At 58.8% G+C, this 25090-nt stretch carries 25 protein-coding genes and 1 tRNA gene; 9 read left to right on the top strand and 17 right to left on the bottom strand.

Going from position 1 to position 25090, the window contains the following annotated elements; genetic code table 11:
* Positions 1-89 precede the first annotated feature (89 nt).
* On the top strand, positions 90-1484 hold the full coding sequence (locus IIC71_02760; protein ID MCH7668112.1) for a sensor histidine kinase: 1395 nt from the start codon (positions 90-92) through the stop codon (positions 1482-1484).
* Complete coding sequence (locus IIC71_02755; protein MCH7668111.1) at positions 1477-2124, top strand: response regulator transcription factor; 648 nt, start codon at positions 1477-1479, stop codon at positions 2122-2124. Before IIC71_02760 ends, IIC71_02755 begins: the two co-directional genes overlap by 8 nt.
* A gap of 74 nt (positions 2125-2198) precedes the next feature.
* Here IIC71_02755 and IIC71_02750 read toward each other — a convergent pair whose 3' ends face one another.
* Positions 2199-2441, bottom strand: a complete 243-nt coding sequence (locus IIC71_02750; protein MCH7668110.1) for a transposase — start codon at positions 2439-2441, stop codon at positions 2199-2201.
* 217 nt (positions 2442-2658) lie between these two features.
* A tRNA-Asn gene (locus IIC71_02745) sits at positions 2659-2731 on the bottom strand.
* Positions 2732-2811: 80 nt separating this feature from the next.
* Between IIC71_02745 and IIC71_02740 the strand changes: the two genes are divergently transcribed.
* Positions 2812-3039 (top strand): hypothetical protein, encoded by a 228-nt coding sequence (locus IIC71_02740; GenBank protein MCH7668109.1) that lies wholly within the window; start codon positions 2812-2814, stop codon positions 3037-3039.
* A gap of 7 nt (positions 3040-3046) precedes the next feature.
* On the opposite strand, the gene rpoD is transcribed toward IIC71_02740, so the two are convergent.
* Positions 3047-4183, bottom strand: coding sequence for an RNA polymerase sigma factor RpoD (rpoD, locus tag IIC71_02735; protein MCH7668108.1), 1137 nt, complete (start codon positions 4181-4183; stop codon positions 3047-3049).
* Positions 4180-5994 (bottom strand): DNA primase, encoded by a 1815-nt coding sequence (locus tag IIC71_02730; GenBank protein MCH7668107.1) that lies wholly within the window; start codon positions 5992-5994, stop codon positions 4180-4182. The genes rpoD and IIC71_02730 overlap by 4 nt, the downstream gene beginning before the upstream one ends.
* Positions 5995-6305: 311 nt before the next feature.
* On the opposite strand from IIC71_02730, the gene IIC71_02725 reads away from it, so the two are divergent.
* Positions 6306-6773 (top strand): Lrp/AsnC family transcriptional regulator, encoded by a 468-nt coding sequence (locus tag IIC71_02725; GenBank protein ID MCH7668106.1) that lies wholly within the window; start codon positions 6306-6308, stop codon positions 6771-6773.
* A 50-nt stretch (positions 6774-6823) separates the two neighbouring features.
* Positions 6824-7324 (top strand): hypothetical protein, encoded by a 501-nt coding sequence (locus IIC71_02720; GenBank protein MCH7668105.1) that lies wholly within the window; start codon positions 6824-6826, stop codon positions 7322-7324.
* Positions 7325-7333: 9 nt separating this feature from the next.
* Here IIC71_02720 and IIC71_02715 read toward each other — a convergent pair whose 3' ends face one another.
* On the bottom strand, positions 7334-8635 hold the full coding sequence (locus tag IIC71_02715) for a glycine--tRNA ligase (protein MCH7668104.1): 1302 nt from the start codon (positions 8633-8635) through the stop codon (positions 7334-7336).
* 175 nt (positions 8636-8810) lie between these two features.
* Here IIC71_02715 and IIC71_02710 point away from each other — a divergent pair, with 175 nt between their 5' ends.
* Together IIC71_02710 and IIC71_02705 are read left to right on the top strand one after the other, a co-directional pair.
* The gene (locus tag IIC71_02710; protein MCH7668103.1) at positions 8811-10358 is read left to right on the top strand and encodes a DHA2 family efflux MFS transporter permease subunit; all 1548 of its coding nucleotides are present in this window, start codon (positions 8811-8813) and stop codon (positions 10356-10358) included.
* Between the two features lie 64 nt (positions 10359-10422).
* The gene (locus IIC71_02705) at positions 10423-11043 is read left to right on the top strand and encodes a TetR/AcrR family transcriptional regulator C-terminal ligand-binding domain-containing protein (GenBank protein ID MCH7668102.1); all 621 of its coding nucleotides are present in this window, start codon (positions 10423-10425) and stop codon (positions 11041-11043) included.
* Here IIC71_02705 and uppS read toward each other — a convergent pair.
* Entirely contained in the window at positions 10989-11780 is a 792-nt protein-coding gene (gene uppS, locus IIC71_02700; GenBank protein ID MCH7668101.1) for a di-trans,poly-cis-decaprenylcistransferase, read from the bottom strand. The two genes, IIC71_02705 and uppS, sit on opposite strands and share 55 nt — an antisense overlap.
* Positions 11773-12492, bottom strand: a complete 720-nt coding sequence (gene recO / locus IIC71_02695) for a DNA repair protein RecO (GenBank protein ID MCH7668100.1) — start codon at positions 12490-12492, stop codon at positions 11773-11775. The genes uppS and recO overlap by 8 nt, the downstream gene beginning before the upstream one ends.
* A gap of 65 nt (positions 12493-12557) precedes the next feature.
* Here recO and IIC71_02690 point away from each other — a divergent pair, with 65 nt between their 5' ends.
* Positions 12558-12836 carry a 4a-hydroxytetrahydrobiopterin dehydratase gene (locus IIC71_02690; GenBank protein MCH7668099.1) on the top strand — a complete coding sequence of 93 codons (279 nt, stop codon included), beginning with the start codon at positions 12558-12560 and terminating at the stop codon, positions 12834-12836.
* A 204-nt stretch (positions 12837-13040) separates the two neighbouring features.
* Here IIC71_02690 and era read toward each other — a convergent pair whose 3' ends face one another.
* The 10 genes from era to lepA all read right to left on the bottom strand — a co-directional run bounded on the left by era (position 13041) and on the right by lepA (position 24707).
* Positions 13041-13925, bottom strand: a complete 885-nt coding sequence (era, locus tag IIC71_02685) for a GTPase Era (GenBank protein ID MCH7668098.1) — start codon at positions 13923-13925, stop codon at positions 13041-13043.
* A 20-nt stretch (positions 13926-13945) separates the two neighbouring features.
* Positions 13946-15118: an HlyC/CorC family transporter gene (locus IIC71_02680; GenBank protein MCH7668097.1), complete on the bottom strand. Its 1173-nt coding sequence runs from the start codon at positions 15116-15118 to the stop codon at positions 13946-13948.
* Entirely contained in the window at positions 15115-15579 is a 465-nt protein-coding gene (ybeY, locus tag IIC71_02675; GenBank protein MCH7668096.1) for an rRNA maturation RNase YbeY, read from the bottom strand. Before ybeY ends, IIC71_02680 begins: the two co-directional genes overlap by 4 nt.
* Positions 15576-17855, bottom strand: coding sequence for an HDIG domain-containing protein (locus IIC71_02670; protein ID MCH7668095.1), 2280 nt, complete (start codon positions 17853-17855; stop codon positions 15576-15578). Before IIC71_02670 ends, ybeY begins: the two co-directional genes overlap by 4 nt.
* Positions 17852-18790: a PhoH family protein gene (locus IIC71_02665; GenBank protein MCH7668094.1), complete on the bottom strand. Its 939-nt coding sequence runs from the start codon at positions 18788-18790 to the stop codon at positions 17852-17854. The genes IIC71_02670 and IIC71_02665 overlap by 4 nt, the downstream gene beginning before the upstream one ends.
* Before the next feature lie 198 nt (positions 18791-18988).
* Positions 18989-19468: a transcriptional regulator gene (locus IIC71_02660; GenBank protein MCH7668093.1), complete on the bottom strand. Its 480-nt coding sequence runs from the start codon at positions 19466-19468 to the stop codon at positions 18989-18991.
* Positions 19469-19632: 164 nt separating this feature from the next.
* A complete protein-coding gene (locus IIC71_02655; GenBank protein ID MCH7668092.1) occupies positions 19633-20718 on the bottom strand; it encodes a J domain-containing protein in 1086 nt (361 codons plus the stop codon).
* A gap of 6 nt (positions 20719-20724) precedes the next feature.
* Positions 20725-21720 (bottom strand): heat-inducible transcription repressor HrcA, encoded by a 996-nt coding sequence (hrcA, locus tag IIC71_02650; GenBank protein MCH7668091.1) that lies wholly within the window; start codon positions 21718-21720, stop codon positions 20725-20727.
* Between the two features lie 9 nt (positions 21721-21729).
* On the bottom strand, positions 21730-22902 hold the full coding sequence (gene hemW, locus IIC71_02645; GenBank protein ID MCH7668090.1) for a radical SAM family heme chaperone HemW: 1173 nt from the start codon (positions 22900-22902) through the stop codon (positions 21730-21732).
* A 2-nt stretch (positions 22903-22904) separates the two neighbouring features.
* Complete coding sequence (lepA, locus tag IIC71_02640) at positions 22905-24707, bottom strand: elongation factor 4 (protein ID MCH7668089.1); 1803 nt, start codon at positions 24705-24707, stop codon at positions 22905-22907.
* A 90-nt stretch (positions 24708-24797) separates the two neighbouring features.
* Here lepA and rpsT point away from each other — a divergent pair, with 90 nt between their 5' ends.
* A complete protein-coding gene (gene rpsT / locus IIC71_02635; protein ID MCH7668088.1) occupies positions 24798-25064 on the top strand; it encodes a 30S ribosomal protein S20 in 267 nt (88 codons plus the stop codon).
* Positions 25065-25090: the final 26 nt, after the last annotated feature.

Here is a 25090-nt window from a genome sequence, read left to right as displayed (position 1 = left end):
GAACTGTGGCTCTAACGTCCGGTCGGTTTCCGACCTTGGTCCGAAGGAATTCTTCGTACAATGGATTCATTCGACGTGTTGGAGCACCAGTGCGAATCTTCGGCATCGATAGGTTCACCTTCGCCGGCCAATTCATGCTTTTTAGCCTCGGGATCCTTCTGATAGGCATGGTTACTATCGGGCTCTGGATGCAATCGAACGTCAAGAGGGCGATGATTGACAGGACAGCAGGGATGGCGGCTCTCTACGTCGACAGTCTCGTGAGTCCGCTGATCCAGGACACGCCAGCAGGCGGACCTCTCTCGTCCACCGCCAGAACCGAACTCGACGTCCTGATTGAGAGCACTTCACTGGATTCAGAAGTCGTCTCCGTCAAGATCTGGTCGCCAACCGGAGAGATCCTCTACAGCCCCAACCCTGACCTCATCGGTCGCACTTTCGATGTCCGAGAGAACCTCGTCCGCGCCTTTTCCGGAGAGGTTGTATCAGGACTCAGCGACCTATCTGAGCCGGAGAACGAAAATGAGCGATTGACTTGGGACATGCTTATCGAAACCTATGCCCCGGTTCGCAGCGAAGGCACCGGTTCTGTGATTGCAGTTGCTGAGTTTTATCAACTGCCTGATGAATTAATAGCAAAGATTCGAAGAGCTCAGCTACAGAGCTGGATCATTGTCGGGTTCGCGACGCTGATCATGTACGTTCTCCTCGTTGGCATGGTGCACCGGGCCAGTGGGACCATCCGGAGGCAACAGGCCGAACTCCTTGCGAGCGTGCGTGAACTGCAACGCGCTCTCGATGAGAATCAACACCTTCAGGCTAGGGTCAACAAGGCGGCTGCTCGAACGACAACACTCAACGAGCGGTTCCTGCGACGGGTGTCCGCAGACATTCACGATGGTCCTGCCCAAGATGTGGCGTTTGCTCTCCTGCGGATCGAGCACATTGCCGAATTGACGGAGGGGAACGGAAGCGGAACCCATGAGGACGTGAAAACGCTGGCAACGGCCCTCACGTCGGCGTTGACGAACCTTCGGGCGATTACCCACGGTCTCAGGATACCAAGCGTCGAAGGTCTTACTCCGTGCAACGCAGCGCGCCGCGCCGCGTCGGATTTTGCTCGTATTTCGGGTGAACCCGTCGAATTCACTTGCGACGAGGGATTCGCTCTAGGCCCGACGACGGTGAATTTCACGATATACCGTGTGGTCCAGGAGTCATTGGCGAACAGCTTCAAGCATGCGGGTTCCGCCTCCAGACAGGTTCGTGTGACCAAGTCTGGAGGATTCGTCGATGTCGAGATTCGAGACGACGGGGTCGGCTTTGATGCACGGGTTGATACCGGTGTAACAACTCTCGGTCTCGTCGGCATGCGAGAACGAGTAGAGCTACTCGGCGGGACGTTCACCGTCCAGAGCGCCGCGAACCAGGGCACCATCGTAAGAGCTCGCCTACCGCTGGTGATCGAGGGGACAGATGTCTGACGAGATACGCATCCTTGTTGCCGACGACCATCCCCTATTCCGACAAGGGGTGGTGAATACGCTGGCGGCCGAACCCGACATCCAGGTGATCGCGGAAGCGACTAGCGGTGAACAGGCGGTCAAGCAGGCCGTGGATCTGTTGCCGGACGTTGCGATCCTCGACCTGACGATGCCTGGTATGGGTGGAATCGCTGCGACGAGACAGATCGCGACGCAATGTCCGGCGACGGCCGTCCTTGTGCTCACCGTGTCGGAGGATGCGGACGATCTGCTTGAGGCCCTCAAGGCCGGCGCTCGTGGTTACGTTCTAAAAGGCGTGTCCGGGCATGGTTTGATCCACGCGGTCCGCTCTGTGACTGCTGGCGAGGTGTACATCACCCCGGCGCTTGCGGCCGGGATTCTGAGCGAAATGACACGCGATGATCCAGCGGACCCCTTCGAGGATTTGACAGCGCGAGAGCACGAGATCCTTCAACTCGTAACGGCGGGACTTACGAATCGTGAGATCGGCGAGCGTCTGTACTTGGCAGAGAAGACTGTCAAGCACTACATGACGAACGTCCTGCAGAAGCTTCACGTCCGCAGCCGCGTAGAAGCTGCCCTACTTGCCCAGCGACGAAATCTTGAGAGCCGCTCGTAGAACGAATCTTCCGTCCGTCATACTCAATATTCTGTCAATGGGCCTGAGCTTCCCCCAGATCGTGGAGGGTTCACCTATGCGGCTTCGGCCGTTTCTGATTCTAGTTTGGCGTGTTCTGTTTCGTAGTCGATGGGTGATTTCATTGCGTTGGTGGAGTGCCTCCTGCGACGGTTGTAGAAGTCGTCAATCCATTGGGCAACATCCCGGTGGGCCTCAGCACGGGTCCGATAGGTATGTCGTGAGAGCCGTTCGTGTTCAAGTGTTGAGAAGAACGATTCGGCCGGAGCGTTGTCCAGTGCCGAACCGACGCGGCCCATTGACTGGGTGATGCCGAGCTCGTTACATGCCTCAACACACGCGTCAGACCTGTATTGAGCTGAACACCTATACGCACCTGTTGAGGGCGATCTCGACCACGTGATGAATCGTCTTGACGCATCTTCCGCGACCAAATCGCGTCCGGAGCGCGCCCTGGGGGAAGTTGTGGATCTTCCGTCTCGCGCGTAAACCCTTGCGCTATAAGGGCTAACTCGGCTCCGGGGGTGGGGCTCGAACCCACGACACACGGATTAACAGTCCGTTGCTCTGCCGACTGAGCTACCCCGGATCGATGTCCGTTCAGAACGGTGCAAGATGGTACCACGCAGCCCTGGAACGGCGAGTTCGCCGACGTGCCAGAATGAGACCATGAAATTTCGTACAGGACTCATCGTCGGCGGAGTCGCCGGCTACATATACGGTGCCAAAGCGGGCCGGGAAAAATACGATCTGCTGTTCGAGTCGTACACCCGTCTCAAGGCCGAACCTACCATCCAACAAGTGATGGAAGAGATCGAGGGGACACCGATCGACAAGGCTCGCCTGGTGATAGCCGAACAGCTCCGCTCCGCGTCGCAGCGTCTACGCGACCGTTAAACGACCATTACGCACCTTCGAGGTAACCCTGAAGGTGCTTGGACCGCGCTGGCTGACGCAGCTTCGCCAGTGCCTTCGTCTCGATCTGACGGACGCGCTCGCGGGTCACCTTGAAGTGGTTGCCAACCTGCTCAAGTGTCCTGACGCGACCGTCTCCCAAGCCAAACCTCATGATGAGGACCTCACGTTCGCGATCGTTCAGCCCTTCGAGGGCTAGACCAAGGTATTCCTGGAGCAGCTTGAACGCAGCCGCTTCGACAGGAACCTCCGCGTCGGTGTCCTCGACAAAGTCGCCCAACGTCGAATCTTCTTCATAGCCGAGCGGGGTCTGGAGCGACACAGGATCCTGGGCGATCCTGCGCAACTCGGTCACCTTCCCCGGCTCGATCTCCATTTCGGCTGCTATTTCCGCGATCGTCGGCTCGCGACCGAGCTCCTGCATAAGCGCACGCTGCGCCCGGGCAAGTTTGTTGATGGTCTCAACCATGTGAACCGGCACCCGGATGGTCCGCGCCTGATCAGCAAGAGCGCGAGTAACCGCCTGGCGAATCCACCACGTTGCGTATGTAGAAAACTTGAAACCTCGCCGGTAGTCGAACTTTTCAACAGCCCGGATCAACCCAAGGTTGCCTTCCTGAATGAGATCCAGCAACGACAATCCGCGACCGACGTACTTCTTCGCAATCGATACAACAAGACGCAGATTCGACTCGACGAGCCGTTTCCTGGCGCGGTCAGCCTGCCTGATCTGCCTCTCTACAAACACCTTCTCGGTGGGCTGCAACTCGATTCCATCGGTCAGCTTCTCGTCAGCGCGCAAGCCGCTTTCGACCTGCATTGCCAACTCGACTTCTTGCTGGGGCGTGAGTAGCGGATAGCGGCCGATCTCCTGAAGATACATGCGGACTGGATCCGAGACGTGCACGAGATCGTCGTGGGTCAGCTCGGTAGCGGCCAACGCATCGTTCGAATCCTCGCGAATCTTGATACCCAGCTCACGCAGGGCGAGAAACACCAGATCGAAAGAGTCGTCCGGCGCCTCGGCGTCCTCAAGTTCCTGCTGAACCTCTGTCATGATGAGAAAACCGCGCTGCTTCCCCCGAATCGACAGCTCCTCGACAACCCTCTCAGCGATCTCGTTCATTCACTGCTCCGCAATGCTCGCCTCTCTCGCTCTAACGCTATCAACTGCTCGAATGTTATGGAATAGTCCTGATCATCAGGTGTAAGCGTATCGAGTTTCATCCTTAGTATATGGATTCGGCGGTCTATCCCCCCAACCTTGAGCCTATTCACGAGTTGCTCCGGGTCGACAAGCGGGCGATCCAACAGCGCAAGGCCCGCAATCAGCGACGCTTCGGACGAGTCGTTTGCAGCAATCAGCGAACCGAGATCGACGGTGGCGCCCTTGCCTGCGGCGCGTACGACAGGAGAAAGTAGTCTGAATGCGGCAACGTGCATTTCCGTCGAAAACCACGAATCGTCAACGTCGGCGCTCCACAGATAGGGATCGTTGGCCGCAAGCAATCGGATCAACTCCTGCTCGGCTTTCTGCTGACCGTTCAGCTCGCTGGGTTGTGCCGATACATTCGACGTCTCCGCAGGGCTGGCGTGACGTGACGAGCCCTTCTCAGCGGCGGTACGGCCACCGCGGGCGGGTGGGCGTTTACCAACGCGAATGGCGTCTTCGATCATCGACCGCTCGACGCCTGTTCGGCGGGCAACCAGGACCGCATACTCACGTCGTGTTACGGCGTCGGGATGGGTACCGATCAGGGCGGCCACCGCCTGCACCGCCCTCCCCCGGCCCTCCGGCTCGGACAGGTCGTACTTCGCCAACTCGGCATCGATACGGAACTGCAACAGCGGGACGGACCCCTCTATTGCAGATCGAACCTCATCCAACCGTCCCGCGCTCACAAGGTCGGCTGGGTCTGCACCATTGGGGAAAAGCGTCACCCGAAGATCGAGGTCGGCGGGAATGGACAGGTCAAAACCGCGCAGTGCAGCGCTGGCGCCGGCAGCATCGCCGTCAAACGCGAGCACAATTCTCCCCGTGAATCTTCGCAACAAGTCGAGGTGCCCAAACTCGGAGTCATCGAGCGCCGTGCCGCACGTTGCGACCGCGACTGGATAGTCGGCGAGATGCAGCGCGATCACATCGGTGTAACCCTCAACAACAACAGCCTCATGTTGACGAACGATCTCCCCCTTCGCCCAGTTGAGCCCGTAGAGAAGATTCGACTTCTTGTAGATAGACGTTTCTGGAGAGTTTAGGTACTTCGGCCCGTCACCCTCGAGGACGCGGGCGCCAAATCCGACAGCGTCGCCGCGCAGGTCATAGATCGGGAACATCAGGCGGCCCCGAAACCTGTCAATAGGTCTTCCCTGCCGGGACGTGGAGATGAGACCGGCATCCTGCATCGTACGCGTTGTGACACCCTTGCCTTTGAGATGCTTGATGAGGGCGTCCCAAGTGTCTGGCGAGTACCCGAGCGAAAACCGGTCAACAACATCCCCGTGGTACCCCCTACCGCGTAGATAGCCGCGCGCATGGCCGGCTTCTGACGAAGACTTGAGCTCTTCGGTATAGAACTCCACAGCAAGTTGGGTCGCACCGACCAGCGTCTCGCGTCGGCCGCGGCGTTTCTGCGCCGTCGGGTCGACCGTCAATGTCACATTGGCCCGCCGAGCGAGTAACTCTAGCGCTCCGACGAAATCCACCGACTGGGTATCTTGCACCCACTTGAAGACATCGCCGCTCTTGCCACATCCGAAACAGTGGTAGAGACCTCGCGCTGAGTCAATCGACAGAGACGGAGTCTTCTCCTGGTGGAATGGACACACGGCCATCACCGAACGTCCCGAGCGACGCACCTTGGTCACTTCGGATGCAAGGTCCGCTAGGTCGGTGCGTTCACGGACTCGGTCGATGTCTTCTCGGGAATAGGCCACGCCCGAAGTGTAGAGGGCGACACGGACGTCGGCATGGACACCTCGGTCGACGATCGCAGCCGCAGAAGCGGATAGCAGGGTCCCCCAAAAGAGAAGAGGGGAAGCCAGGGTGGGGGGGTTCGGCTTCCCCTCTTCTCGAGGGAGACTCCCCCTCATTTGAGGAGGGAGAAGGCCAATGTTGACGGTTCGGAAGGGGAGAGTCCGTCAACGACCTTACCCCGCAAGCGGAGCATACGATATATTGGTATGTAACTAGAGCAATGTCAAGAAATTATCAAACATTCACGGCAATTTTCTGATAGATTACCGCCATGGATACGCTCGACCAAGAAATATTGCAGGCGCTGGCAGCCGACGCCCGCGTCCCCCTCTCGCGGATCGCCAAGGATCTTGGTGTCGCCAACGCAACCGTCCACCAGCGGTTTCAACGTCTGCGCGACAAGGGGATACTGCAAGGGTTCCGCATCTCTCTCGATTTCGACAAAATCGGGTTGCCCGTCTCTGCGCTCATCAGCCTTTCTCTGCTCAACGACGCGGTGAAATGCGATGCCGCCGACGAGCTCAAACGCAACCCGTTTATCCAGAGCTGTGCGTCAGTAACAGGCGAATTCGACCTTCTCATGACCATCCGTGCAAGGTCGTCAGAGCACCTCGGGACGATCCTCGACGACATTCGACGTCTCGCCCACGGCAACACCCGCACCCTGGTGGTCCTGTCGACACATTTTGAGGCCGACCACGGGGCCCTTCTCAAAACGCTCGACGCCGGCGACAACTAGCGTCTCGTCAAACCAACGATTTCTGACTCGTTGCACCTACACTCTGAAGCATGGTGTACGTCTTCGTACTGCTCTTTGGCTTGCTCTTCGTTGCCGGGTTCGGACTCGCTATTCGCGCCGCCATCAAACAACTAACCGCAGGGAAAGTCCACTGGCACGAAGCGGCGAAGCAGCTCGAGATAGCCGTCAAACAACGACCGATGCAGCTCCCCGAGATCCACGGCACCATTGACGGGGCAACGGTGTCCGTGATGCCTGGAGCGCAGAACAACAACAACTTTATCGATTTTGAGGCAACGTATCCATCCCTCGGCATTGGGTTAAAAATCTCCAAAGACAGTACCGCAAAGAAAATCTTTGGTTGCCTCGTCGGAAGCGACGAAATCGACATCGATGACTCGTACGGCAAGTTAAACGTAGACGTAGTGATCGCTCTTCCGTCCGGCACGGAGCTTCTCGAGCGGGACGATGTGGTCGCTGTGAGCAGGACTCTTGATTTCGTCGACGTCACGATGCGAGGCATCTACCTCAAGGACGCAAGCCCGCTCTGAGACACCGCCTCACACGGTAAGGTTGTCCGCAAGGTACGTCTCAAGCTGATCGATGGCAATGCGGTCCTGAGCCATCGTGTCGCGATCCCGCACGGTCACCTGCTGATCGTCGAGCGTATCAAAGTCGATCGTCACGCAGTACGGCGTGCCGATCTCGTCCTGACGACGATACCGTTTGCCAATCGACTGGGTTGTATCGACTTCAATGTCGTACAGCTCACGAAGCGGGGCAGCAACGCGTTGCGTGATTTCGACGAGATCAGGTTTCTTTGACAACGGAAGGATTGCGACTTTGATTGGCGCAAGTCGATCGTCAAGCTTCAACACGGTGCGACTCTCTCCCCTTACCTCCTCCTCGTTGTACGCATCGATGAGGAACGCAAACGTCGTGCGAGTTGCGCCGGCAGCGGGTTCGATCACGTAGGGAAAAAACCGTTCGTTCGCTTCGGCGTCGAAATAGCGCAGGTCCTTGCCCGAATGCTCAGCGTGTCGCTTGAGGTCAAAATCGGTGCGGTTCGCAATGCCCTCAAGTTCGTCCCAACCCCACGGAAAACGAAACTCGACGTCGTGGGCGGCGGCGGCGTAGTGCGCCAGCTCTTCAGTATCGTGCTGACGCAGACGCAAATTCTCGGACCTCATACCGAGATCCACGTACCAGGCGCGTCGTTCGTCGACCCAGTACTGGTACCACTCGTCGGCCTCTTCGGGGCGAACGAAGAACTCCATCTCCATCTGCTCAAATTCGCGGGTACGGAATACGAATTGGCCGGGCGTGATCTCATTACGGAAAGACTTCCCAATCTGCGCAATGCCAAAGGGCAACTTCATCCGCGACGTCCGGCGGATGTTCTCAAAGTTGATGAAGATTCCCTGCGCCGTCTCCGGGCGGAGATAGACACGATTCTCAGCGGTTGCAACGGGGCCCATGTTGGTCTGAAACATCAGGTTGAAGTCTTTCGCTTCAGAAAACGTGCCCCTCTGCCCACATGTTGGACATTGGTTTTCGTCTTCGAGCTTGTCGAGACGATGCCGTGCGTTGCAATTTGAACACTCGACGAGTGGATCCGTGAAGGACGCAAGATGGCCCGAAGCCTCCCACACCTGTGGTGACTGGATGATCGCAGAATCGATGCCGACGATGTCGTCTCGCAGCTTCACCATTGCACGCCACCACTGGTCCTTGACGTTGCGCAGCAGAGCCGTGCCAAGGGGACCGTAGTCGTACGCTGACCGCAAACCCCCATAGATGTCGGACGCCGGGAACACGAATCCGCGGCTTCTAGCGAGGTTGACGATCGTATCGAAATCCATGGTGGACGCGACTCCATTGGTGAGATGCGAACCAGGATGATAGATGGTCTTCGCGCAGTCGCCCATCTTGAGGCCGAGTCGGGAGACCTTTACAATACGATACGGTGCCGTATTGTAATTTGTCCCGATATACGATACGATACCGCAGCGTATTGTTATTTCCAAGGGATGAATCATGATGACCGAAAAAGTACTGGCGCAGCACCGCTGGCTGATCCTTGCAGTCCTATCTCTTAGCCTTGTAATCATCGGGATCGATAACACAATTCTCAACATCGCGATACCCACATTGCAGCGCACGTTCGAAGCATCCGCTTCAGAGCTTCAATGGATGGTTGACTCGTACATCCTCGTGTTTGCTGGACTGTTGCTGGTGATGGGCGCTGTTGGGGACCGATTCGGTCGTGCCAAGGCGCTGGCCGTGGGTCTTGCGATCTTCGGCGCGGCGTCTGCCTTTGCAGGGTATTCCGATTCCTCGAGCGCCCTGATAGCAGCTCGCGCCGTGATGGGGATCGGTGGAGCGCTCATGATGCCTGCAACGCTGTCAATAATCGTCGACGTATTCCCTGCCGATGAACGGGCGAAGGCAATTGCGATCTGGGCCGCGGTTGCCGGACTCGGCATCGGCATCGGACCGCTGCTTGGTGGCGTGCTGCTTGAGAACTTCTGGTGGGGGTCGGTGTTCCTCGTGAACATTCCGATTGTGATTGCCGCCCTCATCCTCGGCAGGATTTATGTACCAGACAGCAAAGACCCCGAAACACGGCGGATCGACCTTGTCGGCGCAGGTCTGTCGATGGCAACGGTCACGTCGATTGTGTACGCGATCATCGAGGCGCCGTCGCTCGGCTGGACGAGCACACGGGTCCTCTCCCTGCTTGGAGTCGGCGTCGTTACAGGCGCCATATTCGCTTGGTGGGAAAATCGGGTCGACGATCCACTGTTCGATCTCAAGTTCTTTCAGAACCGACGGTTTTCGGGTGGTGTCCTCGCAATAACGGTCGCTTTCTTCGCGCTGTTCGGGTTCATTTTCTTGTTCACCCAGTACATGCAGTTCGTCAAGCAGTACACACCCTTCGAAGCCGGTGTCCGGATCGCTCCGATCGCCCTGGGCATGGCGTTCGGGGCAACTCGCAGCCACATCGCCGTGACCAAGTTTGGTACGACCAAGGTTGTCACGACCGCATTGCTCGCCCTCGCGGCGGTCATCGTGTCCGCGGCGTTCTGGACGGCGACCACCTCATACGGATATCTCATCATCGGCATCATCGGTCTGTCGGCATCGATCGGGTTCGTTATGGCCCCAGCCACGGAAGCAGTGATGGGTGCGGTGCCCGTAGCGAAAGCCGGGATCGGATCGGCAACCAACGACGTGACTCGCCAGATGGGTGGAGCTCTCGGGATCGCCATCATCGGATCGGCGGCGAACGCTCGGTTCGCGAGCGGCATGGCAGATGCCGTTGCCGGTCTGCCGGCGGGCATTGCAGACGCCGCGTCCAACTCGGTCGGAGCGGCGATGACAATCGCAGGGCAACTTCCCGACGCTGGCGGGCTCGCGCTTGCGAGTGCAGCCAGCGATGCGTTCCTCGACGGCATTAGTGCCGCCGTTGTACTGACTGCGGGAATCCTCGTCGTCGGTGCAGCGGTCGTCGCAAAACTCCTTCCAGCAACGGAGGCCAGAGGCCGAACCGCCAACCACGGCGAAAGGCGCACAAGCACATGATGATGCGTCCAACGAGACGTCGTGACGTCAGTTCGAACATTGCGCGACTAGCGTTGTAGATGCCATGACTACAGACACCTCAGCTGCACCGACCGCTGCCGGTCGCCCGAGAAGCCTCGAGGCCGACGAAGCCATCTATGACGCGACCGTGGACATCCTCAACGAAATGGGCTACGGCGGTGTCTCGATCGAGGCGATCGCCGCGGCTGCCGGTGTTGCAAAGACCACGATCTATCGCCGCCACAAGACCAAGGAAGACCTTGTCGTTGCGGCGTTGGGCTGCAGGCTCCATGGCGCCGACATGGAATTGACCGGCGACTTCAAGGCCGACCTAGCCACTCTGATCTCCCGAATCAGAGACAACATGGTCGACAACCACGGGATTCGCACGATCTCGGCGATTCTCGTTGAGATGGAACGGACGCCCCTTCTCATGGAGACGTTCCGCGAAAAATGGCTCGCCCAGCGCGGGAAAAGATTCGTTGGATTCGTCGATGCGGCAAAACGCGCTGGAATCGTGCGTGTGGACGTCGACGCCGGAGTAGTTCGCGACATGGCGGTCGGTGCGTTAATCGCACGAACAATGGTGTCCGGGTACCCCGATGCTGCTTATGCGAAGCTTTTGGCGAATCAGATCTGGTCGTCGATTGCCATCGATCCTTCCCGCACAACCGCGGCGTCTTGAGCGCCCCCCAACCGGCGCTCGCGCGCCTGGTACTCCACAACACAGTCGAACAGCGTGTAGCGGTCAAAGTCTGGCCACAGCACCGGCGTGAACACAAACTCGGAGTACGCCGCCTGCCACATCAAAAAGTTTGACGTCCGCTGCTCCCCGCTGGAGCGAATAATCAACTCTGGGTCTGGCATTTCGGGTAAGTACATCGCTTCCGCAACCGCTGCTTCGTCAATGTCAGAGACAGACAACTCCCCGGCTTGCACACGGGTAGCAAGTTGTCTAGCGGCTTGTGAGACTTCGAGTCTGCCACCGTAGTTGAACGCAAACACCAGGTGCATTGTGGTGTTCGTGGCGGTGAGCTCCTCGCTGATCCGGATGCGGTCCTTGAGATCTTGCGGAATACGGGGATCGGCCATATCGCCCATGAAATGGATCGCAACACCCTGACCGTGTAGCTCGTCGCGGCGACGCTCAAGAATGTCAGCGTTGAAGTGCATAAGGAACGAGACTTCGTCCGCATCACGCGACCAATTCTCGGTGCTGAATGCGTACACAGTCAACCACTCAACACCCAGATCGAGTGCTCCTTGGATGGCGTCGAACAACGCAACCTCACCGCGAGCGTGCCCAGCGATGCGAGGGAGGTTCTGGGCGTTCGCCCATCGACCGTTGCCGTCCATGATGATTCCGATATGTCTCGGAACTCGATCCATGTCGACATCCTCTAGGCGCCCTTGCTCAACCATCCCGGGCGACCAAGGTGCGTAGGCGTCGGTCAAGATGGAACTCCACAAATCTCCGAGTAACGCCAAGCGCTTCCCCCGAAAACGCCGTATCGACCGGTGGTAGTTCGTGGAGTTCGGCCGCCGCAACCGCTGACAAATAGCTGACAACCCCCGGGCGGAGGGCGTACGCCCCGGGCATACGACACGATTCGCAAACCACTCCCCCGTCGGAAAACGAGAACCTCCTGAGGTCGTGCTCCGACCCACACGACGCGCACTCGTCGAACGCCGGCGCCAACCCGATGACGGTCGCGGCCTTGATCAGAAACGCCGTAACGATATCATCGTGAAACCCACCAAGGTCGAGAGTTTTCAGTCCACGTTGCAACAGTAGGAACATCCGCACCGACGATTCTCCCTCCTGCGAAACAGCGTCGACAACCTCAACCATCGTGCCGGCGGCACTCACCGAGTCGAGATCGTCGCGGATGTGATGGTGGCTGTCGATCAGGGAAGCCGACGTGATCGTATCGAGGTTACGACCCTCGTAGAGCTGAAGGTCAACGTGCGAAAACGTCTCAAGCCGGCCACCGAAGCGACTCTTCGTCTTGCGGACACCCTTCGCAACGGTGCGGATCTTGCCATTGTTGGGAGACAACAACACGATGATACGATCAGCCTCCCCGAAGGGGTAGCTGCGCAACACAATTCCCTGGTCGTTTCGTATTCCCATGTGATTCCGTTCGGAACGCCGAAGCTATGAGGGTACCCTGTACCGAGGCGATCTGTGAGGAGCACATGGACGGAGTTACACAAGAATCGTTCGATGCCTGGTCGGCCGACCATCCGGAATGGCAACGAGACGGCGAGAACATTTCAAGGACGCGACGGTGCGACTCGTTCGCAGCAGCAGTCGGGTTCGTCGCTAGCGTCGGCGTGCTTGCAGATGTCGCCGATCATCACCCGGACATCGACATCCGGTACCGAAATGTGATGCTGACACTCACGACACACGACGCCGGGTTTCTCACCCAGAAGGATCTCGATCTCGCTGACGCAATCGACGGCCTGCCGTAGACACTGCTGAGACGACAGCGGCGAGGCCGGACCCCTGCCTCCGACCTCGCCTCACCGTCTCCATCGGGACCCAGCCCCGGCATCCCGATGCCCTACCTTGTCCCCACCAAGCCCCGCATTGCTGCGCTGCTCACATACCGAAGACACACAAGACTGAGATGCCTTACAGCAAAACCGGGAACTTTCCAGACAGCGGGTCGGGTTTCAGAAGCCCAAACGGTCGAGGCTGGCATCTTTACGCTGCCAGTCTGGTTCGACCTTGACGCGAAGATCGAGAAACACCTTTGCACCGAACATGCGCTCCAAGTCTGCTCTCGCCTCGCGACCAACGTCACGTAGCAGCGCACCTCCTTTGCCGATGACGATCCCCTTTTGCGACTTGCGCTCGACGAACACGGTCGCTGATACAGCGACCAACCCGTTCGGCCTGGTCTCGATCTCTTCGACTAACACCGCAAGCGAGTGCGGTAATTCTTCATGCAGCCGGCGCAGAAATTTTTCGCGGACTAGCTCACCCGCCCACAGAAAGTCTGGCTGATCAGTCACCATGTCCACCGGGAAAAACAGTGGCCCGTCTGTGAGCAAGGGTGTGAGTTCTTCGATGATCGGAGTCATCCCGCTCTCCTTCAGGGCGGAGACGGGGACATATGCGTGGAAGTCCCATTCGCCGGCGACCTGAAGCTGAGAGATGACTTGGTCCGGTTTTGCAATGTCGGTCTTATTCACCACAAGGACGACGGGGAGGTCGCTCTGTGCAAGACGCTTCGCAATGAGCCGGTCCCCAGGACCGATCTTCTTAGTGGCATCGACCAAAAACAACGCCCCATCTACCTCTGCGAGCGAACCATACACCAGCCTGTTGAGACGCTCGCCAAGACTGTTTTTGGGCTTGTGAAGACCGGGGGTGTCGACAAAAATGAACTGGCGCTGCGGTTCAGACAGCGTCAGCACACCACGAATTGTGTTTCTCGTCGTCTGCGGTCGCGACGAGGTGATTGCGACCTTGGTACCAACAAGGGCATTGACCAAGGTGGATTTACCGACGTTGGGGCGTCCGACGACGGCGAAAAAACCTGACAAAGCGCTCATCGCTCCACTACCTTGGCCCGTCACGTTTTGGTTACCCTCACACGCGAAACGCGGCGCCCTTGCACTTGGTCGGCGACCAGCATGAGCCCCTTGAAGTCGAAGGATTCCCCCTCGTGCGGCACTCGACCGGCGAGATCAAGAACCAGCCCACCAACAGTGTCGAAATCCTCGGCGGACAAATCTACCCCCGTCAACTCGCCTAGGGCGTCAACGTCCAGGCGAGCATCGACCAGCAGCTCGTTCTCAGAGACGACCTCGACCATCGGCTCTTCGTCGTCGTACTCGTCGACGATTTCTCCGACCAACTCTTCAAGCAGGTCCTCGATAGTGACAAGCCCGGCGGTGCCGCCAAATTCGTCGACAACTATTGCCAGGTGCGCCTGATTGCTCTGCATGTCACGCAACAGTTCGGACACCCTCTTCGTTTCTGGCACAAAGTATGCGGGCCGCATAAAGTCAGCACAAGGAACCGCCTCTGCGTCGGCATCCATCAACTTCAGAAGATCTCGGGCGTACAGCACACCCTGGACGTTGTCTATGTCGTCCCCAAGGACCGGGATTCGCGATCGTCCCGCCTCGAGGACCAGATCGAGGGCCGCATCGGTTGACTGGGTTCCGTCGATTGAGATCATGTCCGGACGAGGGGTCATCACTTCGCGAACCAGGGTGTCGGTGAACTCGAGAACAGACGAGATGAGTTCCTTCTCCTCACGATCGGCCTCTTCTTCGTCGGACTGCGAAACGGACATGTCCTCGTCGGGGTCGGGAACGAGGTCGGATGCCGCATCACCGAGTCCGATTGCCGGCTTGAGAAGCCACGCGAATCGGTATGCAAGGCGCGGTGGTCGACGCCGACCAATCGTGCGCGGAACGACGTCGCCGAAGAATACGAGAAACAGAGCAAGCGCAACCAACGAGACCATCAGCGCCGTCGATGAGTAGAGCGTCGTAAGAGCCCACACCGCAGGCACCGTCGCGGCAACGAGTAAAAGAGTGTGGGTCATACCGAGTGCTGGCTGGATCTTCGCCCGATCGTTGAGCAGCTCGGCGACGATTTCCGCACGGCTGTCGCCGTCGCTGGCGTTGTGCAGTGCATCGGCACGCGGGGTTCGCACCAAAGACGCACCGGCGGCCCGAACGAGCGCGGTCACCACGACGAGTAACGCCGAGACCGCAAGTGCCAGAACCGTCATGGCCTCACCCGCCCCACCTGTTGCAGTATCGACCGTTCACGACCCTCCATCAATTCAGCGTCGTCGTCATCGACATGGTCATATCCAAGCAGATGCAACACGCCGTGGACGACGACGAGCGCCAACTCATCGGAGAATGAGACGTCAGTCTTCGTAGCATTGGCGGCCACAACCCGTGGACACACGAAGACATCGCCTAGGTGTACCGGAGGACCCGCGGGGTCGCGTCGGGGCGGAATCCCCGGCTGTGCGTCCTCGATTGGGAATGACAGGACGTCTGTGGAACCCGTCTTATTCATGTGCGTTTGATTGAGTTGGGTCATTGCGGCCTCACCCACGAACATCAGATCGACAACTGTGTCCCTTTCCAGCCCTTCAGCCTCCATTACGATCCCGACGAGATCGCTCAGAGGCTGTATGGGTATGGGGTCGTCTTGCTCGTCGGATACCATGACCGTCACGTGGACTCCGCCGGGTTGCCGGGGAAGCCCGGGTATGGCACCCGCGTGTGGTAATAACCGACGAGTGCCTCGACAATGGCACGCTTCACACGGGTGAGTTCACCGAACGTCAGATCTGACTCTTCGAGTTGGCCGTCGTCGAGCTTCTCCCCGACGATCGTGTCAACGAGGGCTGTGAGCGAATCCTCCGTCGGGTCTTGCTGCGTTGCGGCAGCGCGAGAAGCTCCCTCGATTGCGTCACATATCATCAGAATCGCCAATTCCTTCCGCCGCGGCTTAACACCCTCATGCCGAAACAGCGCCGGATCGACGTTTTCATCGGCTGCAATGGCCTCGTGGTAGAAGTAACGCATAAGACCCGAGCCGTGATGCATCCGGATCGCGTCCACAATCTCGTCGGGTAACCGGTACTCGCGTGCAAGTCTCAGACCATCAGACACGTGACGGCGGATGATCGCTGCCGAAGCGACCGGATCAAGCCGATCGTGCGGGTTGGAAACACCGAATTGGTTCTCAATGAAGAAGCGCGGGTTTTCTGTCTTCCCGAGGTCGTGGTAATACGCGGCGGCTTGCGCGAGGAGAGCGTTGGCGCCAATCTCGCGAGCCGCCCTGCCGGCGAGCGTCCCCACCAGAATCGAGTGGTTGAACGTCCCCGGAGCCTTCTCTTCGATGAGCCGCAGCGCAGGATGGTTTCGATCCGTGAGGTCAAGCAGCGTGAGGGTCGTCGTGACACGGAACAAGGTTTCGAAGAAAGATACGAGACCTTGAGCAACGAGGCCCGCGCCGACACCCCCGAGGAACGCAAACAGGGCGCCTTGCCATCGGTGTTCAATGCCGTAGAACAGCCAGGAAGTGGCAAATCCGATTGGGGAGAGAACCACGGTTGCCAACGCAATCGCCAACCGGAGATCGCGACGGGATGAAGCTGCGGAGACAAACGCAACCGGCACCACAGTCGCAACGGCAGCGTAGAGCGTCAACGCAACGTCTCCCGTGCTGACCGCGGTAAACGTCGCCATTGGAAGGGCCATCAACACAGCCGTTCTCGGGTCATACAGGATGGCAGCCATGTACCCAAACATCATCGCCGGCAGGAGGAATCCCAAAGCGATTTCGTCACCGGTCACCACGCCCGGCACGCGTGACGCGGCCGCTGCCAACACCAGGAGAATTCCAAGAAGCGCAAAGTGCTTCGGCTTCGACCACTGCGTCGGCGCAAGTCGCCACAGGAAGAACGCTGCAAGGACGACCGCAATCGCACCAAGGAGCGCAACCGCCACCCGATCTGCGCCGACCTCGACGACGTTCAGCCGCAGCATGTTGATAGCCTCGAGTTGGACCTCGGTTATCGGTTCGCTGAGCCCGACGATCGGGACGCCAGGAAAGAACTGAATCACTGTCTCTTCGACTGCGTCGATCGCCTCTTGCTCGGCCGCAGCCGTCGCGTCGTCATCGACAAAGAAGTTGACAACGAGCGACCCTTCGACAATGCGAGCAATCGCAAACGAGGTGTCTCTGCGCTCCTCGTCTGTCTGCCCGGTAATGAAAAGTACGGGCGGATCCTCAAGAATCTCGTTCCGGGCATCTGTCAGATCCAACTGCGATCTAATCTCCGCCTGAAAGGCTTGATCGAGAGATCTATCGACGGCTCCCTTTACACGGATGAGAAATCCCTGGCTCTCCCCGACGATGGTTCGTTCGATATCGGCGTTGTGGAGCCGAACCAAGATTGTGATCGCGTCCTCAAACGTGCGGAACTTTGCGGCCACTACTTCGGTTTGCTCAACCACATCGGGAGGAGGCTCAGTAGTAGTGGTCGTCGTCGGAGCGATTGTCGTGGTTGTCGTTATCGAGGTCGACGTGGTCGAGCCTTCTTCGACAACAGTCGTGGCGGTCGTGGTCGCTTCTTCGGCGGGCGGCTCTGTTGTGGTAGTCGTCACGTCGGGTGGAAAGACGATGTCCGGTGCAACCGTTTCGATTTCGTCAAAGAGCGCATCGACACTCACCTGCTGTGCGCTTTCAACGATGGCGCTGCGTGCAAACACGCTCTTTGTATTGATCCTGGCGAGCACCCGTTGCGCATCGGTCTCCGCCTTGTCTGTGATTTCGACAAAACTTGTTGCAACAAACTCCTGCGGAGAAGGCTGGCCAACAACCAATTCGACGATTGGCTCGACACCGCCGCGACCTGCCACCAGCACAAGAGACACCACGACGACCGTCACCGCAACTGTCAACAAGTTCAAAAGCACGGGTCGAGTCGCGATACGGTTCATCGCGACTTGTCCCGACGCGAGAATCTCTTCTCCTCATGCTGCTCGTATGCATCGACGATCTCCGCGACGATTCGGTTGCGGACGACGTCCTTGGCAGTTAGGTGGGCGAAATGCACACCCTCAACGTCGGTGAGAATCTGTTCAACGATCCGCAAACCCGACGGTCGGTTGTGCGTGAGGTCGGTCTGAGTCACGTCCCCGGTGATCACCATCTTGGAGTTGAATCCCAGCCTGGTGAGAAACATCTTCATCTGCTCAGGTGTCGTATTTTGCGCTTCGTCGAGCACAACAAAGGCATCGTTGAGTGTCCGGCCCCGCATATACGCCAGCGGCGCAACCTCGATCGTCCCCCTCTCCATCAAGTCGTGTGTCTCGTCCGGACCGAGCATCTCAAACATTGCGTCGTACAGCGGACGCATGTACGGATCGATTTTCGCAGCGAGATCGCCGGGAAGGAACCCGAGCCGCTCGCCAGCCTCGACCGCGGGTCTCGCCAGAATCAATCGACGAACGGTACCGGTCAGGAATGCCTCGATGGCACATGCCATGGCAAGGTACGTCTTTCCCGAACCAGCCGGTCCGATGCAGAAAACCATCGTATTGCTGCGCACCGCATCGACGTATTTCTTTTGGCCCAGAGTTTTCGGCCTGACTGTCTTGCCGCGCCCGACCCGGATCGTTTCGGTAAAAATGCCCGACGGCGACGGCACGTCACGAAGGACAAGGTCCACGAGTCGTTCTACGCGATCGGCGGAAAGTCCCTGCCCCTCCTGGACCAAGATCAACAACTCGTCAAGCGCGGTTCGTGACCGATCGACATCGCGCCCAGGCCCGGTCATCGTGATCTGGTTACCCCGCGCCACAACGGTCACGAGTGGAAACGCCTTCTCGACAACACGAAGCCACGCATCATGCTCGCCGAGCAGGTCCACCATGAGCTGATTGCTCGTTACAAGCAATGTAGACCGACTATCTACGGACGATGCCACCGAACGTTTGAACTCCGAGTTGCGGATAGAAAAGCGCTTCGCCACAGGCCACCGGCCCGCCGCGAAGGCAGATTAAGAGTATACCCTGCCCACGAATCCGCCGGTATTCCGATTCCGACGTGGACCTTGCTTTTCGCGGCGACGTTAGGTCGCCATCACGCCAAGCTCGGCGAGATGGTCCGAAAAATCAGCCGGCGATTTGTTCATCATGAGAGCCAGCGTTCGAATGTCGTCAGCGCGAATCGTGAGCACTTTGCCGTTGTAGTCCTGGCGAAGAGATTGGATACCTCTCAAGAATCGCTCAACCACGACGGAGTCCTCGCCATTCAGATCATCCAGTTTGTTGAGGTCGATCGTGACACCCGTGACGGCGGCGCGGATGGCAGTATGGTCGATGCCATCCTCGGTCGGCAGAAACTGCACCATCGGTACGTTGTAGAACGCTGCGAGCCGACGCAGACGAGGCAAAGACAAGCTGCGCTCGCCGCGTTCGTAAGCACCAAGCACAGCGGCCTTGAATTCCTGTTCAGAGACCCGCTGGACATCTTGCAGGGACAGGCCACGCTGCTTGCGAATGGATCGCAATCGAGCACCCACCTGTTCGTTGTATGTCAACACTTTCACTCCTCAGAGTACGCAGAGTAGCACAGACAAACGCTCTGTGTAGCAGCCATAATAGCCGCCAACCCCCAAGACTCTGGGATTTCCCGGATATAGGCGCGCAAATGCTCGCATGCTGGGGATTCTCGCCGACTGGTCAGCACGCTGACTGCTCTAGTTCCTCGATGTTAAGACCAGCGCCGCTTTCGTCGCTTGGGACGCTGCAAGCTCTCGCCACGCAGTTCCGCAAGGGCCTCCAACAAGCCCCTCTCGTCATCAGACACTTCCGTGGGGACGTCGACAGTTACGGTCACGAATAGATCGCCAAGCCCACGCCGACGCAGACGGGGCATGCCGTGGCGTTGCATGCGGAAAACCGTCCCCGACGCGGTCCCTCCCGGGATGTCCAACTCGGTCTCACCGTCTACGAGCGGAACCGTGATTGTCGCCCCAAGCACCGCCTGCGAGTAGCTGAGTGAGGTCTCGTGGTGGAGATCAGCACCATTGCGTTCGAATCTATCGTCGGGGGCTATACGCACCTCAACGTACAGGTCACCAGGCGGATGCCCGATGTCGCCAGCCCCGCCGCGCCTAGTCAGCCTGAGACGGGTGCCGTTGTCGACGCCCGCGGGCACGTCAACGGTGACGGTGCGTTCCCGGTCGGTCCGCCCATGCCCTCGACACGCGTCGCATGGTCGTTCGACCGTGCTCCCCCTTCCGTTGCAGGTCGTACACCGAGCAGTGGTCAGCATTGCGCCGAGCAGTGTTGCGCGTTGCACCTGCACCTGTCCCCGCCCCGCGCACGTTGCACATGTCACCAGACTCGATCCCTCGGCCGCGCCACTACCTTCGCACACGTCACATGTCGTTGGGGCGGCGTACGCCACGTCGCGCGACACGCCGTGCAACGACTCGGCCAAGGTGAGATCAACCAGCACACCAACGTCGGAGCCGCGCTCAGTACGTCGACCGATCCCGCCAATCCCACCGAAGCCTTGTCCCCCAAAGAACTGGGATAAGATCTCGTCGAGGCCACCAAAGTTCGAGAACAGATCGGCGGCGCCCATAACCTCGCCTCGGTCAAAACGAGCACGCTTCTCCGGATCCGACAGAACTTCGTACGCCTCGGCGACCTTGCGGAATCTCTCCTCCGCTGTCGGATCGTCTGGATTGGCGTCAGGGTGCGACTCGCGTGCCAGCGTCCGGAAGGCCCTCTTGATGTCGTCGGGCGAAGCGTCGCGCGCGACGCCGAGAATGTCGTAGTAATCCTTCATACAGTTCTACGAGCCGAGCTGTTCGGCCAGCCCTTCTCCGATTTCCTCAACAATTCTGATGGTCGTGCGGTAGTTCATACGCGTGGGTCCGATAACACCGATGTGACCAACCGACTCCCCCGCGGCGGAGTAACTTGTCGAGATCACCGCAACACCCTGGGCGTCAGCGTCGACCTCGGTACCAAAGCGCACCGAGATGCCCACCTCGTCCCCAAAGACGTCGTATACACCCGACTCATGTTCGAGGAGACGCAGAACCCTGTGCACATGTGCAAGATCCTCCCACAGAGCCGCCAACTGGCTGGCGCCGCCGACATGCACCTGCGGCGTGCCGCCGGCAGCGGTCTTCAGCGCCTCACCGATAACCCCGACACACTCCAAAACACGTTCGCTCGCCCCACCGTCAGCCGTAGCGCACATGCGGGCGCCGTCGCGAATCGTGGCACCTACAAATACCTCTTCGATTGCGGTGTCGAGCTCTCTGAACTCGCCGGGAGTCATATCGATCGGAGTCCTGATGATCTCCTGAATCACGCGCCCGGTGCGTGCAACGAGAACCAGCATGCACGCACCCGAGGACAGCGGAACAACGTGAGAGCCAACTACTTCTTCGGAGGCGAAACCCGGTCCGATAACGACCGCCGGGAGACGCGTGATGTCCGCGAGAAGACCGGACGTCTCTTTGAGCAAATTGCTGAGTTCGAGATTGACTTCGGAAAAGAACCGGTCGATACGACTCCGTGTCGAGGCTCTGAGTTTGGCCGGCGAACGGTGGTCGACGTAGTAGCGGTATCCCTGTTCAGTCGGCACTCGACCCGCGGACGTATGCGGTTGCATGACAAAGCCGTACGACTCAAGGCGGGCAAGGTCGTTACGGATCGTTGCCGACGACACTTCGAGCTTGCTGTGCGCAAGAATCGCGGCAGACGACACGGGTCCACCCGTGCGGATGTACTCCTCAATGAGGGCTTCAAGAACCTGGGCGCGTCGAGCATCGAGCATACGAAGATTTTAGCAGTCGGACGGTACGAGTGATAAGACGTCGCGCACGACGGTATCGGTCAGCAACGGCTTGGTGATTCGCAGACGGTCGTCAACAAGTTCAATGAGTCCGGCTCCAAGCATCCGCTGACCGTCCGGTGACTCGACGTACTCGACGACGACGGAATCTACCGAGACGCCGGCGGTGCGACGGAGCCCGAGAAAGAGCCGCTCGACGCAGCGCTCGGCGGCGCTGATCATTTCCGAACCGGCCCACGGTCGTACATCCTCAGCAACGGCCTCAATGTATCGGTCGATCCTGCGAAGGTTGCGGTACCGCACGTTGTCGCGGTGTCCGTGGGCGCCGATTCCAAAACCGAGATATTCGCCCTGTGCCCAAGTTGAGAGGTTATACACGCAGTGATGTCCCGGGCGTGCGTAGTTTGAGACTTCGTATTGCACCAGACCAGGTTCGCACGCGAGTTGCTGTGTTAGCTCGTACTTGTCTGCTTGGTCGTCACCATCAGGAGCCGGACTCCCCGCAGCCACGGCCCTAAAAAGCTCGGTACCGTGCTCGACGGTGAGTCCGTACGCTGAGAGGTGATCAATGCCGGCGTCGATCGTTTGCTGGACCGTCGTCCGCCAGCTCTGTAACGATTCCGATGGCGTTCCAAAGATCAAGTCGGCGCCGACAGAGAAGCCAAGGGTCTTCGCCTCGCCAATCGCCCTCGTTGCGACGGCCGCGCTGTGCGTACGACCTAGAACCCCCAGTATCGATCCGTCGAGGGACTGCACGCCAAATGTAATGCGATTCACGCCAAACGAACGGAGAGTCTCACCAAACGCCACGGACCAGTCTTCGGGGTTTGCTTCGAGCGAGACCTCGGCCGTGCTGTCGACATCGGCGATCGTCCGACATCTAACGATGAGCTCGCCGATCAGAGATGGCTCGATCGCCGACGGCGTCCCTCCGCCGAAGTTGATCGCACCGATCGGCCGCCACGGTGTCTCCCGGCCCATGTCGGCGAGGACCGCATCCACATACTGACGGTGCGAGACGTTCGATTCTCCGTCAGCGACAACCGCAAAGTCACAGTACGGACACCGCTTTGCGCAGAAGGGGATGTGGACATAGATCGAGGCAACGCCACCCATCTCATCCGCTAGTCTCGGGTCGTCAGGGCGGCGCACTGGGATCATCACAGTCAATCGTCGATGCGTAGGGCAGCGACAAAAGCTTCGGGTGGTACTTCTACTGAGCCGACCATCTTCATGCGCTTTTTGCCGGCCTTCTGCTTGGCCAGCAGTTTCTTTTTTCGGGTGATGTCTCCGCCGTAGCATTTTGCGGTGACGTCCTTGCGTCTCGCCTTGATGGTCTCGCGAGCGATGATGCGGGACCCGATGGCGGCCTGAATCGGGACGTCAAACAGCTGACGAGGAATCAGTTTGCGAAGGCGTTCAGACATCTCCTTGCCGTAGCGAAATGCCCGGTCGCGGTGCACGATCGTCGAGAACGCGTCAACGGACGTGCCGTTTAGCAAAATGTCTACCCGGACAAGGTCGGACCTTCGGTACTCGTCCGGCTCGTAGTCGAGCGACGCATAACCTCGTGTACCAGACTTCAGTTGGTCAAAGAAGTCAAAAACGATTTCCGAAAGCGGGACCGTGTAGTGGATCTCGACCCGATCTTCAGACAGGTACGTCATCTCGCCCATTTCACCTCGACGTTGTTGCACGAGGTCCATCACGACGCCTAAGAACTCTTTCGGCGTGATGATCATCACCTTGACGTAGGGTTCCTCGATGAATTCAAGGTTGCCGGTCGGCGGTAGGTCCTGGGGGTTGCGAACATCGAGAACGGTGCCATCGGTGAGGCTGGCCCGGTACTCTACGGACGGCGCGGTCGCGACCAGGTCGAGGTCGTATTCGCGCTCAAGACGTTCACGGACGATCTCCATATGGAGCAGCCCGAGAAACCCGACCCGGAAGCCGAAACCCAACGCCCGTGATGTCTCTGCGGTGTATACGAGGGACGAGTCGTTGAGGCTGAGTTTGTCGAGGGCCTCGCGAAGCTTTTCGAAATCCTCACCATCGGCGGGGAACAGACCCGAAAACACCATCGGCTTCGGTTCGGCGTAACCGGGAAGCGGCGCCGCTGCCGGATTGTTGATCGTAGTGACGGTGTCGCCGACACGGATCTGGTCGATCTCCTTGGTGCCGGTGACGAGGTACCCAACGTCGCCCGCCGAAAGTCGTGTTTGGGACTTCTGCTGGGGAGTCATCACTCCGATGTCGTCCGCTTCGGCCTGGTGTCCGGTGCGCATGAACTCGATCGGTTCTCGTGAGTTGAGCTGCCCATCAATGACTCGGATGTACGACACGACTCCTCGATACGTGTCGTAGTACGAGTCGAACACCATTGCTCGAAAGGGCGCGGCCGGGTCGCCTTGGGGCATCGGGAGTCGGTCGACGACCGCCTGCAGTAACTCGTCGATGCCGTCGCCGGTCTTTGCGGATATGTGGAGTACATCTTCTTCAGAACCGCCAAGGACGCCAACCATCTGTTCGACAACGCGGTCTGGTTCAGCGGAAGCGAGGTCGATTTTGTTAAGGACGGGGATGATTTCGAGCCCACCCTCGATTGCGAGGTAAGCGTTCGCCAGAGTCTGCGCCTCGATGCCCTGGGACGCATCGACAAGTAGCAACGCACCCTCGCACGCTTCGAGCGACCGAGAGACCTCGTAAGAAAAGTCAACATGGCCCGGGGTGTCGATCAGGTTGAGATCGTACGTCTCGCCGTCGGCTGCAGTGAAACGTATTCGCACGGCGTTCGCCTTGATAGTGATACCCCTCTCCCGCTCGATGTCCATCGTGTCGAGGACCTGGTCGCGCATTTCGCGCTCGGTGATGGCACCGGTTCGCTCCAGCAACCGATCGGCAAGCGTCGACTTGCCGTGATCGATGTGCGCAATGATTGAGAAGTTGCGAATACGCGATGGATCAGTCATGAGAACCGGGATCGGGGACGCAGCATTGTACCGTCGGGTCTAGAGATGCTATTGTTCTGGACGTTCCACCACGCTTTGAGGGAATTTCCTATGGCCAACATCAAGTCACAGAAGAAGCGCAACCGTCAGACGGTCGGCCGCACTGATCGCAATCGCGCACTCCGCTCGGAGCTTAAGACACGGGCAAATAGCGCCCTTCTTGCTGCCGACAGCGGTGACGCTGCGGCCGCTGAGGAAGCACTTCGACTTGCTCAAAAGCGCATCGACTCAGCAGTGTCCAAGGGATTGCTGCACCGCACCACGGCCGCCCGACGCAAATCGCGTCTGACGGCACAGGTTCGCAGCCGCCTCGGCTAGAGCCGCTCAACTTCACTTTGGAGGTT

It is taken from the genome of Acidobacteriota bacterium, from assembly GCA_022562055.1.
Classification (GTDB): Bacteria; Actinomycetota; Acidimicrobiia; order Spongiisociales; family UBA5794; genus BMS3BBIN02.
This window is presented reverse-complemented; position numbering and strand designations above follow the sequence as displayed.